The sequence below is a fragment of the Streptomyces sp. BR1 genome (genome assembly GCF_052373795.1).
Taxonomy (GTDB): Bacteria; Actinomycetota; Actinomycetes; order Streptomycetales; family Streptomycetaceae; genus Streptomyces.
Genome location: NZ_CM126252.1, coordinates 6,952,089 through 6,968,767 on the forward strand (window position 1 = coordinate 6,952,089; position 16,679 = coordinate 6,968,767).

General features: G+C 70.3%; 16 protein-coding genes. 10 read left to right on the top strand and 6 right to left on the bottom strand.

Annotated features, from left to right (window positions below):
* Nucleotides 1–35 precede the first annotated feature (35 nt).
* Entirely contained in the window at nt 36–1,040 is a 1,005-nt protein-coding gene (locus tag ACT1U9_RS30630; RefSeq protein ID WP_444535866.1) for an SDR family oxidoreductase, read from the top strand.
* Here the strand turns inward: ACT1U9_RS30630 and ACT1U9_RS30635 are convergent.
* Nucleotides 1,037–2,368, bottom strand: a complete 1,332-nt coding sequence (locus tag ACT1U9_RS30635; RefSeq protein ID WP_444535867.1) for a (2,3-dihydroxybenzoyl)adenylate synthase — start codon at nt 2,366–2,368, stop codon at nt 1,037–1,039. The genes ACT1U9_RS30630 and ACT1U9_RS30635 overlap by 4 nt on opposite strands.
* 154 nt (nt 2,369–2,522) lie before the next feature.
* Nucleotides 2,523–3,383 carry an HNH endonuclease family protein gene (locus tag ACT1U9_RS30640; protein WP_444535868.1) on the bottom strand — a complete coding sequence of 287 codons (861 nt, stop codon included), beginning with the start codon at nt 3,381–3,383 and terminating at the stop codon, nt 2,523–2,525.
* A 709-nt stretch (nt 3,384–4,092) separates the two neighbouring features.
* Here ACT1U9_RS30640 and ACT1U9_RS30645 point away from each other — a divergent pair.
* From ACT1U9_RS30645 to ACT1U9_RS30670, 6 genes are read left to right on the top strand one after another with little or no spacing between them, the layout of a single operon-like run.
* Nucleotides 4,093–4,674: a bacilysin biosynthesis protein BacA gene (locus ACT1U9_RS30645; RefSeq protein ID WP_444535869.1), complete on the top strand. Its 582-nt coding sequence runs from the start codon at nt 4,093–4,095 to the stop codon at nt 4,672–4,674.
* Nucleotides 4,671–5,939, top strand: coding sequence for a DUF6421 family protein (locus ACT1U9_RS30650; protein ID WP_444535870.1), 1,269 nt, complete (start codon nt 4,671–4,673; stop codon nt 5,937–5,939). Before ACT1U9_RS30645 ends, ACT1U9_RS30650 begins: the two co-directional genes overlap by 4 nt.
* A gap of 26 nt (nt 5,940–5,965) precedes the next feature.
* A complete protein-coding gene (locus tag ACT1U9_RS30655; protein ID WP_444535871.1) occupies nt 5,966–6,430 on the top strand; it encodes a nuclear transport factor 2 family protein in 465 nt (154 codons plus the stop codon).
* Nucleotides 6,427–7,350 carry a branched-chain amino acid aminotransferase gene (locus ACT1U9_RS30660; protein ID WP_444535872.1) on the top strand — a complete coding sequence of 308 codons (924 nt, stop codon included), beginning with the start codon at nt 6,427–6,429 and terminating at the stop codon, nt 7,348–7,350. Before ACT1U9_RS30655 ends, ACT1U9_RS30660 begins: the two co-directional genes overlap by 4 nt.
* On the top strand, nt 7,347–8,051 hold the full coding sequence (locus ACT1U9_RS30665; RefSeq protein ID WP_444535873.1) for an AzlC family ABC transporter permease: 705 nt from the start codon (nt 7,347–7,349) through the stop codon (nt 8,049–8,051). The genes ACT1U9_RS30660 and ACT1U9_RS30665 overlap by 4 nt, the downstream gene beginning before the upstream one ends.
* A 43-nt stretch (nt 8,052–8,094) precedes the next feature.
* Entirely contained in the window at nt 8,095–8,412 is a 318-nt protein-coding gene (locus tag ACT1U9_RS30670) for an AzlD domain-containing protein (protein ID WP_444535874.1), read from the top strand.
* Here ACT1U9_RS30670 and ACT1U9_RS30675 read toward each other — a convergent pair.
* The 3 genes from ACT1U9_RS30675 to ACT1U9_RS30685 form a co-directional block, all read right to left on the bottom strand.
* Nucleotides 8,384–11,689, bottom strand: a complete 3,306-nt coding sequence (locus ACT1U9_RS30675; RefSeq protein ID WP_444535875.1) for an AfsR/SARP family transcriptional regulator — start codon at nt 11,687–11,689, stop codon at nt 8,384–8,386. The genes ACT1U9_RS30670 and ACT1U9_RS30675 overlap by 29 nt on opposite strands.
* Nucleotides 11,690–11,832: 143 nt before the next feature.
* Nucleotides 11,833–12,153: a nuclear transport factor 2 family protein gene (locus ACT1U9_RS30680; protein ID WP_444535876.1), complete on the bottom strand. Its 321-nt coding sequence runs from the start codon at nt 12,151–12,153 to the stop codon at nt 11,833–11,835.
* Between the two features lie 44 nt (nt 12,154–12,197).
* Nucleotides 12,198–12,623, bottom strand: coding sequence for a nuclear transport factor 2 family protein (locus ACT1U9_RS30685; protein ID WP_444535877.1), 426 nt, complete (start codon nt 12,621–12,623; stop codon nt 12,198–12,200).
* A gap of 180 nt (nt 12,624–12,803) precedes the next feature.
* On the opposite strand from ACT1U9_RS30685, the gene ACT1U9_RS30690 reads away from it, so the two are divergent.
* Together ACT1U9_RS30690 and ACT1U9_RS30695 are read left to right on the top strand one after the other, a co-directional pair.
* Nucleotides 12,804–13,478: a formylglycine-generating enzyme family protein gene (locus ACT1U9_RS30690; protein ID WP_444535878.1), complete on the top strand. Its 675-nt coding sequence runs from the start codon at nt 12,804–12,806 to the stop codon at nt 13,476–13,478.
* 92 nt (nt 13,479–13,570) lie between these two features.
* Entirely contained in the window at nt 13,571–13,747 is a 177-nt protein-coding gene (locus ACT1U9_RS30695; RefSeq protein ID WP_444535879.1) for a hypothetical protein, read from the top strand.
* 632 nt (nt 13,748–14,379) lie between these two features.
* Here ACT1U9_RS30695 and ACT1U9_RS30700 read toward each other — a convergent pair.
* Nucleotides 14,380–14,943 carry a DinB family protein gene (locus ACT1U9_RS30700; RefSeq protein WP_444535880.1) on the bottom strand — a complete coding sequence of 188 codons (564 nt, stop codon included), beginning with the start codon at nt 14,941–14,943 and terminating at the stop codon, nt 14,380–14,382.
* A 186-nt stretch (nt 14,944–15,129) separates the two neighbouring features.
* Between ACT1U9_RS30700 and ACT1U9_RS30705 the strand changes: the two genes are divergently transcribed.
* Complete coding sequence (locus ACT1U9_RS30705; protein WP_444535881.1) at nt 15,130–16,605, top strand: flavin-containing monooxygenase; 1,476 nt, start codon at nt 15,130–15,132, stop codon at nt 16,603–16,605.
* Nucleotides 16,606–16,679 lie beyond the last annotated feature (74 nt).

Consider the following 16,679-nt stretch of genomic DNA (forward strand, 5'->3'; position numbering starts at 1 on the left):
CAGTTGCTCACTCCCACGCAAAGGAAGGGCGGGCCATGTCCCAGACCGTTGTGATCACCGGAGCGAGCGCGGGCGTCGGCCGTGCGACCGCCCGACTCTTCGCCCGGCGCGGGGCCCGTATCGCCCTGCTCGCCCCGGGCGAGAGCGGCCTGCGCGCGGCGGCGGCCGACGTCGAACGGCTCGGCGGCCGCGCACTGGCGCTGCCCACCGATGTAGCCGATCACCAACAGGTGGAGAAGGCGGCCGAGACGGCCGAGGCCGAACTCGGGCCGATCGACGTATGGATCAACGTGGCCTTCACGTCGGTGTTCTCCCCCTTCGCCGAGATCACCCCGGACGAGTACCAACGGGTCACCGACGTGACCTACCTCGGCCGCGTCCACGGCACCCGGGCCGCGCTCAGCCGTATGCGTCCGCGTGACAACGGCACGATCGTGCAGGTCGGTTCGGCGCTCGGCGACCGCTCCATCCCGTTGCAGTCGGCGTATTGCGGCGCCAAGCACGCCGTCAACGGCTTCACTTCCGCCGTACGTACGGAGCTCCTGCACGACAACAGCCGTGTGCGGATCACGGTGGTCCAGCTGCCGGCCGTCAACACCCCGCAGTTCTCCTGGGTGCTCTCCCGGCTGCCGCACCACCCGCAGCCCGTCCCGCCCATCTACCAGCCGGAGGTCGCCGCGCGCTCGATCGTGTACGCGGCCGATCACCCCGGGCGCAAGCAGTACTACGTCGGCGCTTCCACGGTCGCGACGATCTGGGCCAACCGTTTCGCGCCCGCCCTGCTGGACCGCTACCTCGCCCGGACCGGCTACTCCGCACAGCAGAGCGACCGGGCGCCCGGCTCCGGCCGGGGCAACCTGTGGCAGCCGCTCGACGACGCGCGCGGTGACGACTACGGTGCCCACGGCATCTTCGACACCGAGGCCCATACCCGCTCGCTCCAGGCGGGTGCGGCGCACCACCCGGCACTGACCACGGGTACCGCACTCGGGGTGCTCGCCGCAGCGGGCTGGGGTTGGCGCCGACGGGCCCGTGGCTAGGACTCCCCGGTGCTGCCGTCCACGATCAGACTGCCGTCCGGGGTGCGCCGGGCGAGGTGGCCGGTGCGGAGGTAGCCGTCGGGGGTGAAGGAGTGTGCGTCGGGTGTCCGGTAATAGCCGCGCGGGGTGTACGGACCGCGTACGAGGAGTTCACCGGGCTCCCCGTCGGGCGCGTCCTTGCCGTCGGCATCGATGATACGGATCTCGTCGTCGGGCGAGAGCGGGCGGCCCTGCGTGGTGAGTACGGTCTCGTCCGGATCGGTGGGCCGGGTGAGCGTGAGCAGCCCCTCGGGCAGGGAGAAGACCTGCTGGAGGTGGCAGCCCAGTTCGGGTCCTATACGTTCGGCGGTCGCCCGGTGGAAGGGTGCACCGCTGATCTGCACCAGACGCAGACTGCTCAAGTCTGCCTGGAACGTGGGTAGTTCATCGAGCCAGAGCTGGGCGTCGGCGGGTGCCACCGATGTGATGGTCACCCGCTCGCGCGCGATGACCGTAAAACATTCGGCGGGTTCGGGGTTCTCGGCCAGGACGACGGTGCCGCCGACGGAGAGGGTGCCGACGATGCCGGGGCAACCGAAGGTGAAGGCGGACGCGGCGGGCAGCGCGGCGAGATACACGTCGTTCTCGGTGAGCGACACCAGCTCGGCGGCGGCCCGCGCCTGGTAGGCGTAGTCGTTGTGCGTGCGCGGAACGAGCCGGGCGCCGGAGGGCAGGAGGAACGCCACCTGGTCGGCGCTCTGCGCGACCGCCCGCTCGGGCGGGGCGTCGACGGAGCCCAGCGGGAAGTAGTGACAGCCCGACGGGTCGGTCGACATACCGCCGTACGGAGATGAGGCGCCCGGCGCCTCATACGTGAACACCCGCCGCAGGAACGGCCCTTGGGCCGCGATGTCCGCGGCCATCGCCATGCGGTCGAAGCCCTGATAGGTCGAGGGACCGACATAGCCGACGGCCTCGGTGACCCGCGCGAGGTGGGACACCTCGGACGCGCGGTGCGAGACCGGGCAGAGCACGGGGACCGCGCCGACGCGCATCAGCGCGAACACGGTGATGACGAACTCGGGAACGTTCGGCAACTGGACGAGGACCCGTTGCCCCGGCCGCAGGCCGCGCAGCAGGAATCCGGCGGCCATACGGTCCACGCGCCGGTTCAGGTTCGCGTATGTGACGCGGGTGTCGCCGTGCACGAGCGCGGTGCGCGGCCCGTACTGCAGGGCCCAGTCGCGCAGCAGATTGTCCAGCGTATAGCCCCGCCAGTGCCCGGCCGCCCAGTAGCGGTCGACGAACTCCTCGGGCCAGGGCGTGCAGCCGGCGAGCATGGATGCCATTGGGTTCCTTCTTCTCGACCCTGGCGATCCAAACCGTCAACACCCCTTATCCGCAATGTGCTTTCCCGACCATGGACCCTGCGCTCGATCGGCAGAACGTCCAATGAGCGCTGCTGACCAGGAGGAACGCCCTGTCCGATACCGGGGCGCCGGGCTACGACGGGCAGTGGTCCAGCACCTGCTGGAGCTTGTTCTTCTCCGCGTTGGTGACGCTGAGCCCGTAGTAGTCCTTCACACCGACCCAGGCGCGGCTGTACATGCACTCGTAGCCCTTGGGCAGCCACTTCTCGGGCCCCTTGTCGCCCTTCTCGCGGTTGCTCCAGGTGGAGACGGCGATGAGCTGCGGGGAGCCGCTGAGATCGTTGGCGAACGCGCGCCGTTTGTACTCCGGCCAGTCCCGGGCGCCCGAACCCCACGCCACTCTGAGCGGCACGATGTGGTCGATGTCGACCCGCAGGGGGTTGGTGAGGGTCATCTCGTCGTATGCGCTGTGCCACCGCCCGGCGACGACCTTGCAGGTGCCCTTCAAGGTCACCGGGATCTCGGACAGGGCCTTGAGCGCGAGCTCGCGGGTGGGGCACTTGTCGGCGCCGTGCAGGACCCAGCAGCTCTTGCCGCCGAAGTAGGTCCGCTGGAACCCGCTGCTGTCGAACGTGTGGACATCCAGCTCGCGGAGCATGCGCTGGGCGTCGTCCAGGTCGGGAACGTTTTTGGGCCACTTGACGGCGTCGGCGCGGAGGCCGCCGTGGGTGGGCGCGCGGGTTGTTGTCGCTGGGCCGGGCGTCGTGCCGCCGGGCTGGTGCACCCCGCCCTGGCCCGAATCGGACGGCGGCAGCCGGTCCTCCTCGGGTCCTTCGCAGTCGAGCTCGTCGAAGTTCCGCGCCGCCGCGTGCTGCCGGGGGGACTCCGGCCGGGCGGACGGGGCTGCGGCGCTGGCGATGGCGGGGAGCAGGGCCGTGGGCAGGACGGCGGTGAGCAGAGCGGATGTGATGGCCGATCCCATATACGGGCGCACAAGGGCCTCCTTCGGTGTGATGTGGCAGGTGCCGGGGCACCGCTAGGAGGGATTGACCGCCCAGGCATGGAGAACTCGGATTCTTCGGGAATTCGCCCGTTTGACGGCGTGTCGCCGAGTCTCCGGTCGGTGTTTTCTCGCTCGTACGGCGTGAAGTGCGGACCTAGGGTGTGAACATGTCACTCAGTAACGTCCTTCTCGCCTCCGGCCGCTCCGTCGAACTCTCCGACCTGCGGACGTCCTCGACGTACGGCGGCATGCTGGAGGGCTACCCGTGCAAGCCCATCAACGACATGAAGGTCACGGGCGCCCTGCGGACCGCCGAACGCGACTTCCCCGCCCTGGGAGGAAGTGGCCAGGGACCACGAGCTGTAGGAACGCGTACGGGGTCTCTTTGCACCCGGGTGACCGGTTGGTGCCGGTGCGTTTCGGCCGTATGACGCGATGTGCACCGCGAGATCCGGATGCGTCGATGAAAGCCGTGTGAATGTCGCCCGGCCCGATGGGATTTGTCGCTGGATATCCGCAAGGCTGAGCGAGCCGAAGTGGCCAGAGTGCGGGAATCCCGTCGGTGGGACCCCGACGCGCTAGCCGCCGTGGAGTGCGGCCGCTTAGGATCGCGGACGCGGGCCGTGTGCGGACGCGCCCAGTCCGCGTGTTGCCTCATGGCAACCGGAATATGCGGGGGAATTTTGCAGGGGGAGTGGAAATGGTTACGGGGGAACAAGGGCGCGTACGTTCCTTAGCGCCTTCATCCATCGACGAGATCCGATATCTGCACACACTGGGCCCCACCGGCACCAATCTGGAGGCGGCGGCCCATCGGTGGTTCAGCCGGCAAGGGCGTACGGACGACGGTCAGGTCGTCCTGCACGCGACGCTCGAATACGCCATGGAGAGCGTGCCCAGGACCGGTGAGCACGCCCTGCTCGCCTGTGCGGTCTACCCGGATCTGCACACGCTGGTCTTCGGAAACCTCCAGATCTGCCGCATGGTGGACTCCTTCGTCTGGCCCACCCACGAAATGGTGCTCGCCGTCGCGCCGGGCACGCCCGTCGAGCCGTGCACCGTGGCCACCCACCCGGCCCCGGCCGGTCTCGTACCGCCCACCGCCGAACGGCAGTTGGTGACCAGCAACGCGCAGGCGGCCATCGACTGCGCCGACGGCAAGACCGACGGGTGCGTCACCACCGTCGTCGCGGCGCGGGCCCATGGCCTGCGCGTCATCCGCAGCTTCGGCGAAGTACCGATGGTCTACACGGTCCACCATGTACGGGACGACGCCCCATGAGCGGGACGTCCAACACGTACCACCGCGCGGACGACATGCTCGGCGAGGCGGTGCGGCTCGGTCGCGGACTCCTGCCCATGATCGACGCCTTCCGCCTCCGCCAGCGCGACGACGGCACGGTCGACGCACCGGGCGACGGGGATCACCGTGCCCTCCTGGCCATCAAGGACGAGGCAACCCGATGGTTCGCCGGGCACGGCAGGGCGGCGCAGGCCGACGCGCTCGCCGCCGACATCGACGACTGGCTGGCCGCCGGACTCGACACCGCACCCCACTTCGCCCGCTGCCGCGACGCCCTCATCGCCCCGGCCGACGGCGACTGGGCGGCGTTCCTCGCCCCCGTCCAGACCACCAACAGCGTCCCACCGGTCGGCAAGCGGCTTGAGTTCTTCCTCGTGCGCCGCAAGGAACCCGACGCACTCGCCGACTTGGCCGTCCGCTATCCGCACCCCAAGAACAACTGCCAGGCCACCGTGCTGCTCGCGGGCAGCGAAGGAGTGGCGAAAGGCAACTGCATCGTCTTCTTTCCGGAGAATGTGGCGGCCCACGACAAAGTGGCCGAACAGGGCTATGCCATCTTCTTCTTCAGTAAATTCCGGATGATTCACGAAAAGTTCGCGGTGCCGTCCGCGGGAACCGTGCTCACCGCCGAATCCGTTCCACGTGCCTCGACCGGAATGGACCCCGAGGCGTGTTACCAGGCGCGCTCGATCTGGGGATATCTGCACGACTACTTCCACCACCAGGGGAGTTGGCCGCTCGACCAGCACATCAAACTCAAGATGAACTGGTTCATCGGCCTCCTCGAAGAGCTGAAAGTGGACGCCAAGACCGTGCTCGCCTGTCACGAGGACGACATTCCGTACGCCGACGAACAGATCGCCATGGTTCTGGCCGAGCGGATGTTCCGCTATCCACTCGACGCCCACGCGGTCCGCAACTTCGACGCGGGCACCGGTGTGTTCCTCTACTCCTGGCTGCGCGAACGCCACGCCATCACCGGCGACGGCGAGCGGCTGCACCTGTCGTACGACCGTGTTCTCCACGCACTGCGCGAACTCGTCGATACGATCGAGGAGATGGAAGCGAAGGTCACCACGCCCGCCGAGTACCGCGCGGCGGCCGAGGCGCTGGTACGCACGCAGCTGCGCGAGGGCGCCGAGGGCGACCGCTACGCCTTCACGGACGACCAGCTCCGGCTCGTCCGCGCGCGCGACCGCCTCTCCGCCCTGCCACCCCTGCACTTCGCGCCGGCCCAGATGTGACCTGGAGAAGAAGGAGACGAGGCGACATGGACAGCGATGCCACCACGGACGAGGGCGGCGCGACTCTGCACCGGGCCGCGATGGAGGCCGCGGTGCGGCAGTACTTCGAGGCGTGCAACAAGGTCGACCGCGATCTGTTCGCCCAGTGCCTCTCCGAACATGTCGTGCACTACCTCGCCACCGGCATGTCCGGTCCCGTCCGGGGCATCGATCCCATCGTGGAGCGCTGGGGCGCGGATGTGCGGGCCAACTCCTCGCACTGGGCCGTGGACGCCGTCTACGCCGACGCGCACAGCCGCACGGCCATCTGCGAGTGGACGGCGTTCAAACCGCGTCTGGGCAAGGTGCTGCGCGGTGCGGAGGTCTACCAGTTCGACGACTCCGGCCTGATCGACGAGATCCGTATCTACTACGCGTCCCGGCGCGACGACACCATCGACGTCAATGAACTGGAGGGCTTCCCGTACGCCGAGCGGGGGTTCGCCACATGACCGAAGCGCACATGTCGTTCGCGCCGCTCGACGACCGGGACGGCGTCATCTGGCTCGACGGGAAGCTCGTGCCCTGGCGCGAGGCCCGGCTGCACGTCCTCAGCCATGGGCTGCACTACGGCGGCAGCGTCTTCGAAGGCGAGCGCGCCTACGGCGGCCGGGTCTTCAAGCTCCACGAGCACAGCACCCGGCTCATGGCCTCCGCCCGCGAGATGGGGTACGAACTGCCCTGGACCGCCGATGAGTTGGACGCGGCCACCCGCGAGGTCGTCGCCCTCGCGGGTCTCGACGAGGGCTATGTCCGGCCGGTCGCCTGGCGCGGCAGCGACAGCCTGCGCCTCGTCGCGCAGGACACCTCCGTCCATGTGGCGATCGCGGCCTGGCCGTGGCCGCGCGTCTTCGACGGCGGGGCGCGCGGCATCCGGCTGCGCACCTCGCGCTGGCGGCGCCCCGCCCCCGACACCGCGCCGATCCGCGCCAAGGCCGCGGCCCTGTACGCGATCGGATCCCTCGCCGGACAGGAGGCCGAACAGGCGGGCTACGGCGACGCGCTCCTCCTCGACCACCGCGGCCGTCTCGCCGAGGCGACCGGTGCCAATCTGTTCCTGGTGATCGGCGGCGAACTGCACACCCCGCCGCCGGAGTGCGTCCTGGACGGCATCACGCGCCGTACCGTGATCGAGCTCGCCCACGGCCTGGGCCTCGCCGTCGTCGAGCGACACCTCGCGCCCGACCAACTGGCGTGCGCCGACGAGGTGTTCCTGACCGGCACGGCGTACGAGGTCCAGCCGGTGGCGGCCGTCGACGATCGGGAGTACGCGGTGGGTGACATCACCGCCGCGCTGGTGAAGGCGTACGCCGGGCTTGTGCGCTCGGCTCTCGTCGTGGATACGAGCGCTGGGCAGAGCGAGAGCGGATGACCGGTACCGAGTCCGAGCCCACCCCTCCGGCCGCGCGTGACGCATGGCGCGCGGCCTGGGCCGTGGGCGCGAAAGCGGCAGTCCCGTTCACCGTCGCGATCTTCGCCTTCGGCATCTCCTTCGGCGTACTCGCCAAGGGCGCGGGATTCAGCGCGCTCGCCGCGACCTCGATGTCCGGCCTGGTGTTCGTCGGATCCTCGCAGTTCGCCGCCGTATCGGTGATCGTCAACGGTGGCGGCTGGGCGGCGGCGGCCGTCGCCGGGACGCTGCTGAACCTGCGCTACCTGGTGATGGGCTTCGCCATCCTGCCCGCGCTGCGCGGCGGACGGGCGCGGCGCGCGGTGGAGTCGCAGCTGGTCATCGAGGAGTCGTGGGCCATCGCGAGCGACGCGGACGGCCGCTTCGACCGCGTACGCCTGCTCTCCTCCGGTGTGGTGCTCTGGCTCGGCTGGGTCCTGGGCACGCTGCTGGGGGCGATCGGCCCGTTCAAGGCGGTCGACATCCTCAACTACGGCCTGGACGCGGTCTCACCGGTGCTGTTCTTCCTCCTGCTGGCACCGCATCTGGGTGGCTCCCGCAAACGGTCGGCGGCCGCCACGGCGGCGGGCTGCGCCGCGCTCCTCACCGCCATCGCGGTGCCGGACACCGCGATCGCCGTGGCGTGTCTCATCGCCGTCGTATGGACGTGGAGGGCCCGATGACCGGGCGGGGCCGGATGAACAACTCCCTCACGTGGAGGGCGCGTTGAGCAGCAACCCATGGATTGTCGTCGGCGCCCTCGTGGTGACCACGTTCCTGGTCAAAGGTGCCGGTTCGCTGGTGATGGGCGACCGTGAACTGCCCGGCTGGTTCCCCCGGTTCGTGGAGTATCTGACCCCCGCGCTGCTCGCCGTCCTGGTCGTCACCCAGCTCGTGGGCTCGGCGGGCGCGCACGGGCTGACGTTCGACGCACGCCTCGCGGGTTTCGGCGCGGCGCTGGTGGCCTGGCGGCTCAAGGCGCCGGTACCGCTCGTCGTGCTGGTGGCGGCCGTGGTCACGGCGGCGGTGCGGGCGCTGAGCTGAAGTCGGCGCCGGCGCGGCGTACGGCGGCGGCCACCTCCTCGGCCTCCGCGAGGCCGGGCCGGTGCCCGGTGACCCGGTGCAGACGCAATGTCCGCTCGACCGCCTGCGCGGCTTTGGTGTGCTGACCGAGGGCCAGATGTACGCGGGCCAGCTCGGTCTGTGCCTCGCCTATGGCGAGCCTGAGCCCGGTCTGGCGTGCGGTGTTCAGCGCCCGTCGGGTGTACGCCAGGGCCTCGCGCTTGTCGCCGAGATGCCGGTACACGGCGGCGAGCCCCACGCAGGCCCCGGCCTCGGCCCGGCGGCACCCCGCGAGCTGGGCCGCTTCCAGGGCGCGCCGATGGTGGTCCAGGGCGCCGGGCACATCGTCCAGGCGCAGCAGCACAGTACCGATCGTGTTGAGCGCGTCCGGCTCGACCAGACGGCGGCGGGTGCGATGGGTGACGCTGAGCGCGTCGACGCCGTACTTGAGCGCGAGGCGCGGATCGCCGGTGTCCCGGCACACCACCGCGAGGGCGTTGAGCGCGCCCTCCGCCGCGTAGGTGGAGAGCAGCCTGCCGTCGGCGGCGAGGGCGCGGGTGAGCAGGAGCTGGGCCTCGTCCGATGCGCCGAGCGCGTGGTGGACGGCGCCGAGGTTCCACAGCGCCAGCATCACGGTGTGCTGGTCCTGCGATACTTCGGCGCGCGCCAGGGCGTCGCTGAAGTGCTGCTGCGCCGCGACGAGGCGGCCCTGGTCGAGGCGGACCGAGCCGAGCACGACCAGCGCCCACGCCTCCCCGGCGGGCTCGCCGCCCTCGCGGTAGAGGGCCAGGGCCCGTTCGGCGTCGCGGGCGGCCTGGCCCAGGGCGCCCTGCTCGCGATGGGAGGCGGCGAGCCCGAGGACCGCACCGGCCTGCTCCACGGGCAGCCCGGCCCGCGCGAACAGCGCGTCGGCGTGGTCGCTGTGCCGCAGTGCCTCGTCGTGCCGAGCCAGCTCCCACAGTACGTAACACAGGCTCCAGTGCATCACCGCCTGCGCGTGGTCGTCGCGCTCGGCCTCGGCGGCGCGCAGCCCGACGTGTGCGGCGCGCAGCCAGTCGGTGCGCCGGCCGTGCTCCATCAGATGGCCGTGCATGGCCAGCGCGGAGCGCCAGGCGAAGAAGCGCGGCCCGTTCCGCAGGGCGTGCTGCGCGCACGCCAGCAGGGCGGGCCGTTCGTCCTCCAGCCAGACCAGCGCCGCGGTGGCGCTGGCGAAGGTCAGCGGCGCGGTGGGGGAGCCGTCCGGCTCGGGCGGTTCGGCCGCGTACCAGGAGTAGAAGGTGCCGTAGAGCAGATGGGCGGCCTGCTCGGCGGTGCCCAGGTACCAGGTGAGCAGGCGGGCGACGGCGCTCTCGCGCGCGTCGGCGCCGTCCTCCGCCTCGGCCCGTTCGCGGGCGAACAGGCGGACCAGGGCGTGCAGATGGAAGCGCCCGGGCCGATGCGTCTCCAGCAGACTGCGGGCGACCAGCCGGTCCAGGAGCCGGGCCGCGCCGGGCAGGGCGGCCCCGGCCAGGGCGGCGACGGCCGGGGCCGAGACCTCGGGGCCGGGGGTGAGGGCGAGCAGCCGCAGGAACTGCTGTTCCGGGGCGGGCAGGGACCGGTAGGAGAGCGCGAGGGCGCTGCGTACGCCGGTGTGCTGTTCCTGGTCGAGTGCGAGGTCGTCCAGGCGGTCGTCGCCGCGCAGCGCGCGCACGACCTCCGCGACGGACAAGTACTGGTCGCCGATGAGATGGGCCGCCACGATCCGTACGGCCAACGGCAGATGGCCGCAGAGCCGGACGGTCTCGGCGGAGGCCTCCGGCTCCTCCTGTACCCGGTCCGAACCGATCACGCGGGCGAGCAGCGCGAGCGCCTCCTCCTCGCCGAAGACGGCCAGGTTCACCCGGTGCGCGTCGTGGAACGCGGTCAGGCCCCGCAGATCGGTACGGCTGGTGACGACGACGAAGCAGGTCGGGGAGCCGGGCAGCAGCGGGCGCACCTGTTCGAGCCCGGCCGCGTCGTCCAGCAGGATCAGCATGCGTTTGCCCGCCAGGAGCGAGCGGTACAGGGCGGTCTTCTCGTCCGTGCTCTCCGGCAGATGCCCGGTGTCGACCCCGAGCGCCCGAAGCAGCTGCGCCAGGGGCTCGTCGGCCGTGGCCGGGGGATCGGGGGCGTGGCCGCGCAGGTTCGCGTACAGCTGGCCGTCGGGGAAACGGTCGGCCACCCGGTGCATCCAGTGCACGGCGAGCGCGGTCTTGCCGACGCCTGCCATGCCGGAGACGGCGGAGATCACCAGCGTCTGCCCGGGCCCCGTGTCGTAGTGGGACAGCAGGGCGTCGAGCTCCCGCAGATAGGCGACCCGGCCGGTGAAACTCGCTATGTCGGGCGGGAGTTGGCGTGGAACAGGGCGCGGCGGCGCGGGCGGGGGCGCGGGTTCGGGGGTGCGCGCGGTGTCCGGGCCGAGGGCGAGGCCGGGATCGCCGACGAGGACGCGCTGGTGGAGCTCCTTGAGCTGCCGCCCCGGCTCGATGCCGATCTCGGCGTCGAGGAGCTGATAGAAATCGCGGTACGCGGCGAGGGCGTCCGCCTGGCGGCCCGAGCGGTACAGGGTCAGCATCAGCTGGCAGCGCAGCCGCTCGCGCAGCGGGAACTCGCTGACCAGCATGGTCAGTTCGGCCCCCGACTCCTCGTGCCGGCCGAGCTCGATGAGCGCGTCGAGCCGGTCCTCCCGGGCCACCAGGCGCAGCTCTTCGAGGCGGTCGGCCTCGGCCAGCGCGAAGCTGCGGTCGCTGACTCCTTCGAGCGCGGCCCCGGTCCACAGGGCGAGCGCCTGGTCGAGCAGACCGACGGCGGCCGAGGCGTCGCCGTCGGCGGCCGCCTTGCGGGCCTGGTCGGCGAGGTGCACGAAATGCAGCGCGTCGACCTGCTCGTCGGTCACCTGCAAGGTGTAGCTGGTGTTGCTACGGGCGCCCGCGCTGAGCAGCACCTCGAAGCCGGACGTGGCCCGTCGGCCCGGCTCCAGTACACGGCGCAGATGCATCACATGCGTACGCAGGGCACTGATCGCCCCGTCCGGCGCGTCACCCTCCCACAGGAGTTCGGCGAGCCGCGAGGTGCTTACGGGACGGCCCCGGGCGAGCGCGAGGGCAGCGAGGAGTGCGCGCTGCTGTGGCCCGAGGTCGATATGGCGGCCTTGGACTTCCACGCTCACCGGGCCCAGGAGGCAGATGCGCACCGACTCCTTCGGTGCCTGTTCCTCCTCGGGCCCCGAGGTGCGGCTCACACCATTGCCTCGGCTTCCGTGATCCTTACTGCCCGTACCCGTGCTGTGCGCTGTCGTTCCTTACGGCGGGTGTTCCGCGTTCCAGGTTCCCGCGCCGCACGGCCGGGTCGAGTGTCGGCCCGGCGCCGAGGCCGGGCCGGTGCTCACCCGGGGCCGGTGACGAAGCGCCGGATTGTCCCGTCGGAGACCGAGAACTCCCACACTGTGTCGATGTCCCCCCAGATGTCGTTGTGGAAACGGGCGGTCATCGACAGACCGTCGGAGGACTCCCGTACCACCTCCATACGGGCGTGGGACGAGAAGAGCTCCCTCTCCACCCACGCGTCGAGGTCGCGTTCGGTTCCCACGTCGATCACTGTGGCGTCCTTGGCGAGAACGGACCACAGGGCCTGCTGGTCCTGGGCGTTGATCGCGTCCACGAAGGCGCGTACGACGGGGTGGGACGGCATGTCACGGGTGGTCATCTCGCGTACCTCTCCTGGTGGGGGTGGCGACGGGGCGGGCCGGGTCAGCGCTCGGTCATGGCCCGATGGAGGGCGTGGGTGTCCTCGAAGAGGTGATAGCGCACGATCTGTCCATCGATGACGGTCACATGGGCGGAGAACGGCGTGACCAGCGGATTGCCGGTGGCCTTCACGGTGTCCCGCAGATGGCCGATGATCACCCCGTGCTCGCCCTCGACCACGATGTGCGTGACGGTGAACTCCTCGGGCTTCAGATGCTTGTGGAGCGTGGTGAAGAACTCCATGACCCCGTCCCGCCCGGTCCGCACTCCCGACCACGGCACGTCCGGGGAGCTCTGGGCGTCCCAGACGACCGACTCGACGCACAGCTGAACAGCACCCTCCAGATCCCGCTCGGAGAGCCGCGCCAGATAGGCGTCGATCACACCGCGGGTGGACTGCGCGGCTCCGGCGGGGGACTGCGTGGACATCGCACCAACTCCTGGTCTCGTACGTGCCGTTCCTTGGTCGTCGAGCTTCCAGTGTGGTGCGCCTGTGGCGGCGACCGTAAACGCCGCCGCCTGTTTCGAGCCATTAGCCGACGGGGGCGCGGCGTCGATCGAACGCGAACGTACGTGGTAAAGGGCGTGCACCCGTAAGATCATCTACTCATGGGCGCAAGCGCAGAGCACGAGATGATCGCCGTGCCGCCGGGACAGGTCACCCTGTCGGACCGGCGGACTCGGCGCAGTTGGGCGGTCGAACTCGCGGCGTATCAGCTCGCGGCGTACCCCGTCACCCAGGCGCTGTACGGGCAGGTCGCCGGTGGGCAGCCGAGCACTGCCCATGGGGACGAGTTGCCGGTCGAGGGGGTTTCCTGGTGGGACGCGGTCCGGTTCTGCAATGCCCTGTCCGAGCGTGACGGGTTCACGCCCGTGTACCGCTTGCGGGCCGACGGCGACGACATCGCGTGGGACGTATCCGCCGACGGCTATCGGCTGCCGAGCGAAGCGGAGTGGGAGCACGCCTGCCGGGCCGGCACGGCCGGACCGCGTTACGGGCCCCTTGACGACGTGGCCTGGTACCGGGGCAACTCGGACGAGCGGGTCCACGAGGTGGGCGGCAAGCAGCCCAACCCATGGGGCCTCCACGACATGCTCGGCAACGTGTGGGAGTGGTGCTGGGACCTCTATGACCCCGATGTGTACGGCAGTTACCGCGTACTGCGTGGCGGTGGCTGGTTCGACGAGCACTGGAGCTGCCGCGCGTCGGTGAGGCGCCGCAGCCACCCCACGTTCCGGGTCGACGACGTCGGATTCCGTGTCGCGCGCTCTGTGGTGCACTGATCCGCGATCCGTCGGGCGCGTGCCTCAGGCCACGGCTGTCCACCTGCACCTCCGGACCAGCCGCGCGACAGCCGGAGTGGGCGGCTGACCTCATGCAGGTCCCGGTCGGCGAGCTGACGTATCCATGGGGTGAGCGGGCGGTCTATCGCGCACATCCGGCGCAGCTCCGAGCGGGCCTCGGCGCGTGGCGTGGACAGGATCTGGTCCACACCCTCTTCCAGGTCCTCGCCGGCGGGGTCGAGGAACAGCGGCCCCGCGCCCAGTGGTGACACCAACTGCATGAGAGGGAGCGCCAGTTGGTGGAGTGCGCGTGTCACGCGCTGCCGCCATGGACCGAACACCGGATGTGCGTCGCGCCGCTGCGACATCTCGAAGGCCAGCCCCAGTTCCACCAGCGGTGCCGGGCGGTCGGCGACGGTGACTCTGAGCAGGTCGTCGTGCGTGCAGTGGATGCGCAGCACATCGACTCCCCGGCTGTCCGACGACGAACAGTTCAGCTCTCGCTGAAAGGATCGCGCCGATCGGTGGCCTCGGCGTAACGATGGAAACCTCAACGGCTACCTCCGCAACAACGAGGCGTCGATCAACGTGAACAACTGCACCTGAGCCGGCAGACGGCAGTACGAGCGCGCGCCGGGGTGGCCCGTTTCGGGGGTACGGGCCGTCCCGCCGTGCCGGATGAAGGGGCCATATGACCACCCACTGGGCCAGGCGGGCCGCGTTGCTGGCCGTGGCCGCAGTCGCAACCGTCACCACCCCAGGCTGCTCCGGGACCTCCGACACGCACGCCCGCGCACCGATCCCCACGGCAAGTCGCGGCACTCCCACCGGCCGGCACCCGCCCACGGGCAGGTCGGGTCGACGGGACGCGGGTGCAGGCGAACACCACGGCCGGAAGGTGTCAGCGGTCGGTGTCCGGCATCAGCCCCTGGAGCAAGTAGATCTGGCCCAAGTGCGCGAAGCAATCCGTGACCAGCCCACGTAAGCGTTCCTCGACCGTATGGGCATTGCCCAGAGTGGGACTGACGACGACCCGGCTCAGATCGCTGTCGGGTGCCGTGGACAGGTATCGCTCCGCGAGTTCGTGAACGGCACCGTGATAGGTCAGCAGTACGTCGCTTCCAGGGCTCTGGAAGGCAGCCGCCTGTGCCGCTGAATGACCGAAACCGGTGTCGGACGGATCCGGCGGACGATGACAGCGAGCCGCCCATCCGCCGGAGAGCCAGACTTGCGGATCGCCGATCATCTCGGACAGGTTCCGGTCCTGACCTCGTGCGATATGCCACGCCAGCCATCCGACGCTGTTGTTCGTCGGAGTCAGCCGCCAGTCGAGCGACGCGTTCCCGGCCTCCTCCACCGCCCCGACGAGATCGCTCCGAACCCGCCGGAAGAGCCCCAACGTCAGCCCCTGCCATCCATTCGTATCGGTCAACCTGCTGCCCATCTCCCGCAGTTGCTGCTCCACGGCACCAACCATCGTCGCGGAGATCATCCGACACAAGAGCGACTGATCGCCAAATGCCCGCGCAAGCCAGGGGCGTGCTCCATCGCCCGCGCGCCCCACAACCCCGGCACTCCGCACCGCCCGCGCCGGTTCGCGCCCTGATTGGGGTCCGCCGCTTCTGCGCATGGTGGTGCGGTGCATCGGGATATGAGGGACGTTCAGGTGATGGTGGTCGGTGCGGGGTTCTCCGGGATCGGGGCCGCGATACGGCTGCGGCAGGAAGGGGTTCGGGACCTTCTTGTGTTGGAGAAGTCCCTGGATGTTGGGGGGACTTGGCGGGACAACACCTATCCGGGGTGTGCGTGTGACGTTCCGTCCGTGCTCTACTGCTACTCGTTCGCCAGAAGTTCCGGATGGAGCAGAGCCTTCGCCGGGCAGCGCGAGATCCATGCCTACTTACGGGAGACCGTGGACCGGTACGGGGTCGGGGACGTGCTGCGGTGCGGCGTCGAGGTACAGCGGGCGGTGTGGGATCAGGACGCCGGGCGCTGGCGGCTGGAGACCTCGGACGGTGAGTACACCGCGCGGGCGCTGGTCATGGCCACCGGGCCCTGGCATCAGCCGCGTTGGCCCGATGTGCCAGGGCTCGACACGTTCCCGGGGCCGGTGTTCCACACCGCACGGTGGGACCATTCCGTGGATCTCACCGGGCGGCGCGTGGCCGTGGTCGGCAGCGGGGCGTCCGCCGTGCAGGTGGTCCCGGCGATCGAGCAGCGCGCGGCCGCCGTACACGTATTCCAGCGCACGGCGCAATGGCTGTTGCCCAAACCCGACTTCACCCTGCCGAACGCCCTGCGGCAGGGTCCCGCGCTACGCGCCGTGCGGGCGGGGCAGTACGCGGTGCAGGAGGCGTTCGGATACGCCTTCCGGCATCCTCGGCTCGCGCGCCTGCTGCAAGTCGGCGGGCGCATGCATCTGCGGTTCGCGGTCCGCGACCGGCGATTACGCAAGGCGCTCACGCCCGACCACACGATCGGCTGCAAACGGCTGCTGTCGTCGAGCACGTACTACCCGGCGCTCGCCAAACCCCACGTCCACCTGCACAACACCGCGGTCTCGGCGGTACGTGGCAGTCAACTCGTGGGCGCCGACGGCAGCTTGGCGGAGGTGGACGCAGTCGTACTGGCCACCGGATTCCACATCGGTGAGCTGACCCTGGCCCGGAGCGTGTACGGTGTCGACGGGCGTACGCTCCACGACGCCTGGCGGCACGGCCGCGAAGCCTACCTCGGCACCACCGTCAGCGGCTTCCCCAACCTCTTTCTCCTCCTCGGCCCCAACCTCCTCACCGGGGCGTCGTCCGCCATCACGGTGCTCGAAGCGCAACTCACGTACCTGTGCGCCGCGCTCCACCATCTGTCGGGCGTCACGTCCATGGACATCACGCCGACCGCCCAGGCGCAGTACAACGCCGAGGTGCAGCGGGCGCTGCGGACGACCGTCTACAACACGGGCGGCTGCACCAGCTACTACTTCGGACCCGGCGGCCGGAACACCTTCTGCTGGCCCTGGTCCACCGGCCAACTCGTGCGCCGCCTGAGCCACTTCGACCCGACGGTCTATACGACCGGGAAGGAGCCCGCGACTGACCCGCCTCCGGCGTCGTCGCCCGCGGTCGTATGACCAGGTCGTACACGGCACTCGTGATGCGGGAAAGACCGCTCGGGCGCTAAGCGGCGGCCGGGCCGGCCGTTGGC

Coding starts and splice junctions, on each gene's coding strand:
- ACT1U9_RS30645 (WP_444535869.1), top strand. CDS start 4,093: ATGGTTACGGGGGAACAAGGGCGCGTACGTTCCTTAGCGCCTTCATCC.
- ACT1U9_RS30665 (WP_444535873.1), top strand. CDS start 7,347: ATGACCGGTACCGAGTCCGAGCCCACCCCTCCGGCCGCGCGTGACGCA.
- ACT1U9_RS30690 (WP_444535878.1), top strand. CDS start 12,804: ATGGGCGCAAGCGCAGAGCACGAGATGATCGCCGTGCCGCCGGGACAG.
- ACT1U9_RS30705 (WP_444535881.1), top strand. CDS start 15,130: ATGAGGGACGTTCAGGTGATGGTGGTCGGTGCGGGGTTCTCCGGGATC.
- ACT1U9_RS30660 (WP_444535872.1), top strand. CDS start 6,427: ATGACCGAAGCGCACATGTCGTTCGCGCCGCTCGACGACCGGGACGGC.
- ACT1U9_RS30655 (WP_444535871.1), top strand. CDS start 5,966: ATGGACAGCGATGCCACCACGGACGAGGGCGGCGCGACTCTGCACCGG.
- ACT1U9_RS30680 (WP_444535876.1), bottom strand. CDS start 12,153: ATGACCACCCGTGACATGCCGTCCCACCCCGTCGTACGCGCCTTCGTG.
- ACT1U9_RS30630 (WP_444535866.1), top strand. CDS start 36: ATGTCCCAGACCGTTGTGATCACCGGAGCGAGCGCGGGCGTCGGCCGT.
- ACT1U9_RS30685 (WP_444535877.1), bottom strand. CDS start 12,623: ATGTCCACGCAGTCCCCCGCCGGAGCCGCGCAGTCCACCCGCGGTGTG.
- ACT1U9_RS30695 (WP_444535879.1), top strand. CDS start 13,571: ATGCAGGTCCCGGTCGGCGAGCTGACGTATCCATGGGGTGAGCGGGCG.
- ACT1U9_RS30635 (WP_444535867.1), bottom strand. CDS start 2,368: ATGGCATCCATGCTCGCCGGCTGCACGCCCTGGCCCGAGGAGTTCGTC.
- ACT1U9_RS30650 (WP_444535870.1), top strand. CDS start 4,671: ATGAGCGGGACGTCCAACACGTACCACCGCGCGGACGACATGCTCGGC.